The 4,846-nt window shown below is 39.1% G+C and carries 4 protein-coding genes and 2 pseudogenes; 1 reads left to right on the top strand and 5 read right to left on the bottom strand.

Going from position 1 to position 4,846, the window contains the following annotated elements; translation table 11 throughout:
* From ACH2DQ_RS08100 to ACH2DQ_RS08110, 3 genes and pseudogenes are all read right to left on the bottom strand, one after another.
* Positions 1-409 (bottom strand): annotated as a pseudogene (locus ACH2DQ_RS08100) (hypothetical protein); the annotation flags it as partial.
* A gap of 12 nt (positions 410-421) precedes the next feature.
* Complete coding sequence (locus ACH2DQ_RS08105; protein ID WP_395026296.1) at positions 422-556, bottom strand: hypothetical protein; 135 nt, start codon at positions 554-556, stop codon at positions 422-424.
* Between the two features lie 66 nt (positions 557-622).
* Positions 623-2,128, bottom strand: coding sequence for an FGGY-family carbohydrate kinase (locus tag ACH2DQ_RS08110; RefSeq protein ID WP_394910829.1), 1,506 nt, complete (start codon positions 2,126-2,128; stop codon positions 623-625).
* A gap of 368 nt (positions 2,129-2,496) precedes the next feature.
* Here ACH2DQ_RS08110 and ACH2DQ_RS08115 point away from each other — a divergent pair, with 368 nt between their 5' ends.
* Positions 2,497-3,291 carry a DeoR/GlpR family DNA-binding transcription regulator gene (locus tag ACH2DQ_RS08115; protein WP_394910828.1) on the top strand — a complete coding sequence of 265 codons (795 nt, stop codon included), beginning with the start codon at positions 2,497-2,499 and terminating at the stop codon, positions 3,289-3,291.
* Between the two features lie 148 nt (positions 3,292-3,439).
* Here the strand turns inward: ACH2DQ_RS08115 and ACH2DQ_RS08120 are convergent, their stop codons facing one another.
* Together ACH2DQ_RS08120 and ACH2DQ_RS08125 are read right to left on the bottom strand one after the other, a co-directional pair.
* Entirely contained in the window at positions 3,440-3,892 is a 453-nt protein-coding gene (locus ACH2DQ_RS08120) for a hypothetical protein (RefSeq protein WP_394910827.1), read from the bottom strand.
* Positions 3,893-3,941: 49 nt separating this feature from the next.
* Positions 3,942-4,846, bottom strand: a pseudogene (locus tag ACH2DQ_RS08125) (hypothetical protein); the annotation flags it as partial.

The raw sequence follows: 4,846 nt of genomic DNA on the forward strand, positions 1-4,846 counted from the left end.
CCTTATCCACCAGCATATCCACCAGCATATTTTCCATCCCGCGCAGCTCCCAGGCAAGTTCAAAAAATCCATGGGAAACCGCTCTGGACGCTATTGCATAATCCGTCTGGTAATACAGGTACTCTGCCCTCTCCCTCATACCTCTTGCACGTCCGGGAGCATAAGGATCGGGCCATGGGTAGGCATCTATGTCTTCTATCTCTGCATCTGCCAGCGGACTGCTGTGTCCCTGAGACAGGCCGTTAACCAGTTTTTTCTTAATCCCAAATTCATTTGTAATTACACCTTCTTCATCATATACCGGTTCATATCCATCCGGCGGAAGTAAAAATACATGCCGGAAATCCCCTCCCATTTTTTCCATCAGTTCATCATTATACAATGCGGAACTCTCATCCGGACGAATCATAATATCTTCACTTTATACCTGAAAATACTCTTTTACCCGCCTAAAGGTGGGGTTCGTCATCCCCGATGCCGTGGAACCGATGTCAATTGCCACGCGGTCCGGTTTCCTGTGTTCCAAAATACACTGCACTCTTTCTCTGGGTGTCATTATTGTTCCTCCTTTTTTCTCAGTGCTGCATTTCGTAAATGCAGTACTATTCCCCTGCTCTTTTATCTATAACTGCATCTCAGACAGCTCTTCAAACTGCGCTTTTATTGCAGGATATAGCTTTTGATATAATCCATACAGCCTGTCATACGTTTCATAGTTTGCTTCCTTCACAGCTACCGGTTCAAACTTCAGAAATTTATCTCCTGCCTGAAATGAATCCAGGATCCCGGCACCATACGCGGCATTCATCATATTTCCCATTGCCGTTGCCTCTTCACATTCTGCCAGGTACAAAGGCCTTGCAAGTACTTCTGCAAATATTTCCATCCAGATGTTACTCTTTGCAATCCCGCCCGCGATCCTGAGTTTTTTCGCCACGGCACCTTCTTCACCCAGTAAATCCATAATTTCTCTTACAGCCAAAGCATTTCCTTCCATGATTGCCCTTAGGAAATGCTCCCTTCCATGATTTGGAGATATCCCAAAAAAGACACCTCTCATACTTCCATCCCACTGAGGACACCGCTGCCCCACTAAAGTAGGAAGAAATAAAAGTTTATCGGCACCTGCATTTACCTGCTCTGCCATTTGGTTCATTTCTTCATATACCGTTGCCGAATTGCATTCCTGCATAAATTTATCCCGGAACCAGCGGTAATTTCCTCCTCCAAAATCAACTCCTGCCATGTTGCACCATGTACCCGGCACAATGTGGTGATAAACGTGGAGGGAACCGCTTCTTACCGGCTTACCGGTACATACCCCAAGGGCGGTGACTGTACCTCCCGTAATAAAAGCATCCCCATCTTTTGTAATACCGCACCCAAGACCGCAGGAGACTGCGTCCATGGCGCCTGCCACCACCGGAGTACCCATAAGCAGACCGGTATTATCACCTGCCTGTGCCGTAATATTTCCTACAATATCAAAGCACTGGTATAGAGCCGGCAGTTTATCCATATCCAGTTCACAGGCTTTTACCAATTCCCCGGACCATTCTCCAGTCTCAACGTCAAACAGCTGGGTCAGCCCTCCTTCCGAAAGATTGCAGGAAAATATACCGGTCAGTTTATATGCAAGAAACCCTGCAGCATTTAATATTTTATAGGTCTGCTGATAATGCTTTGGGTAATTATTTTTAAACCACATCAGCTTTGGCGCTACATTGGATTCATCATTTCGGTTCCCATTAATCTGTGTTAATATTTCCTGTCCCACGTTGACATCAATCCATTTCTTTTCCATAACCGCACGGCGGTCTGTCCAGATCATTGCATGATGAAGAACTTCTCCATTACGTCCTACCGGTATCATAGCACTGCTCTGGCTGTCAATCCCCACTACCGCAATCTGGCTGCCGGTAACCCCTGATTTCCATAAAACTTCCCGAATTGTTTCTCTAGTTCCCAGCCACCACTCATTGGGATCCTGTTCTACTGCACCGTTTTCACCAAAAAAAGTCTTATGTTCCCTGGATGCTATACTAACCATGACGCCTTTTCCATTAAACAAAGCCGTTTTACAGCTGGATGTCCCCAGATCAATACTGATAATATACTGTTTATCCATTTTCTCTTCCTCGTTGTTCGTAATCGTTGACTATGATTTACTGTCTGATATATAATGTTTAATGTTTGTTTGTTATGTTTGTTTTGTTTATAGTTACATATAATCACACTCAGGTTCTTTTGTCAAGTGATTTTTGTTTGTTTTTATATATTTTTGTCTATTATATTTATTTTTTTGTTTATTTAATATATTATTTTTTGTGTTTCCAATTAATTCCTACCAATTCCCTATCATATATACACAAACAAACATTTCAACTCAAGTACCCTATTGTAATTTTTAGCAGTTAATTATATAATAGAATAAACAAACTCAAGATAACTATGTTTTATTTGTGTTTGATTCTTTTGAAAGGAACAAAATGTGATATGAAAATCAAACGAACAGATCAGATTATTGAATATATGCGTACTCATGGCGGAGTCGCAAATGTAGTAGACTTATGTGAGAAATTCGGCGTTTCCGATATGACCATCCGTAGAGATCTGCAGACACTGGAAAATAACAAGTCCGTTATCCGGCATTATGGAGGAGCCACTCTGATACAGGAAATAACTACGTCTGTCAATGCTGCTCCTTTCCAAACACGGCTCAATGTTAACCAGCAGATTAAAATGAGTTTAGGGCTGGCTGCATCAGAATATCTGCAAAAAGCCAGTATGCTGCCCACCTGTAATGCGGTATATATTGCCTCTGGTACAACTTTATACAGTATGGCACTGCAAATTAATTATCCGTTAAATAATACTACCTTAGTTACCGACAATGTAAGTGTCTCTCAGGTACTGGCAAGCCATCCGGACTACACCGTAATTTCCATAGGCGGCCAGTTAATTCTCCCCTCCCTGAATGCAGTGGGACACGTTGCTGAAAATATGATTCGCAGCTTTTCATTTGATTACGCTTTTATCAGCGCTGCCGCTATCGATGAAAACGGTTACATTTATAACTACAATTATATAGAGGCCGGAACTTTTACCGCCGTCCTGGAGTCCAGCCGCCATATCATTGTAGTTGCTGATTCCACAAAATTTATGAAAAAAACCTTTGTGCAGCTCTGCCAACTGAAAAAGGGATATACCCTCATTACTGATTCAGGTATATCCCAGGACTTTTATGATACTTTAGTTAAAAATGAAGTGGATGTGATTGTAGCGCCATGATTATTTGAAATTTTATTAATATCTAAATGCACTTGTTTCGATTTTATATATTAATAAGGGAAGTTTGATTTATACAAATCAAACCTCCCCAACGATCGGCTATCTATATTGTAACAGCAACTTATCTGTGTTTAAATAATTATCTGCTTTAATGTCCACTTATAGAAAGAAAAACAATGATTCCTATAGCAAAAACAATCCCCAGGATACCGCCTATTGCCAGTTCTTTTATCCTATTCGCATATATACAGGTTGCTATTTTCGGTTCATTAGTGCCCTCCTTCCAGATATATCTAACTTCAACTGTATCACCTTCGTTCAGCCTTTTCTCTTTTGTTTGCAATACCCCCATATATTGTTTACCATCAACTTGATATTCGACTTCATATTGATAATAAATCCTCCTGCGCTTTCCTATTAAGCCACTGCCATACGCATTCATAATATAATTTTCAAGCTTCTTTTTTACTTTACCTGTACTTCGAATAGCAAGCTTATATTTTTTAGCTGATTTTAAATCACTTGCTATAAACAAGAATAAAAGAAATACTGCAATTAATATGAATGGTATCGCTATAATAAGCACTGATATTTTTATCATAGTTTCTCCTTTATGCTCTTAAAACTGTTATTATATTGTTCTTTTTTCCCTATGCAACACATTTAAAATTTCCATTATATGAAGATGCCTCTCCAACTTCATCATTTCCTGTTAACCAATCTATAGTATCCGAAATCCAGTCCTGCGCCGTATTATTGAAAATCTCTTCACCCCATCCCTTTATAACATCACCTATGGAGGTATCAATTATATCTATGTTTTTATCCATTATATCCTTTACCATATTTTTTATAGTTTCTCCACTTGGTATTCCACTAACTACATCATCAATCTTACCTGCAACCTTGCTAAAAATTCTATCATCCATAAATTGATTAAAGTCATCTACATATTTGCTTGCAGCACTAAATATTTCATCACCCTTTTTTATAATTCCGTTTACAGCATCACCTAAACCATCTGCAATATCATCTAAGTTTTTTAGCAACGGTGCTAATTCATCTCCATTTTTAAGTAAATCACCAAGTCCTGGAATAAACCCTATAGCTGTAAATCCTAAAGCCACCCATTCAGAGGTTTCCGGTCCATCATCAATAAGGTTATATATATTTGCAATTAAATCCCTAACATCACAAATCTGTCCTACTACTGGAACAAAACCTAATGCAACATTTAAAGTAATACCTAACAGATTACTTTCATCAGAAAAATCCCCCGCAATCGCTTGCCATAGTGAATTTTGGATATAATCCCATGCATTTTCATCTTCTTTCGTATTGATATCTAAAGAAGATGAAACGTCATCACGGAATGTTACTTTCGTATGATCTACCTGAATGGTCAAGATACCATTTTCCGTATCCTGGTATAATGTTACGATTGATAACAGTATATTTTCTAATATTTTCAGCCCTTGTATATTCGTCCTGTTTTCATTCATAATTCCAGATATTGCACGCTTAATACCACCACATGAACTACCAGATAAATTAT

The organism is Robinsoniella sp., assembly GCF_034124845.1.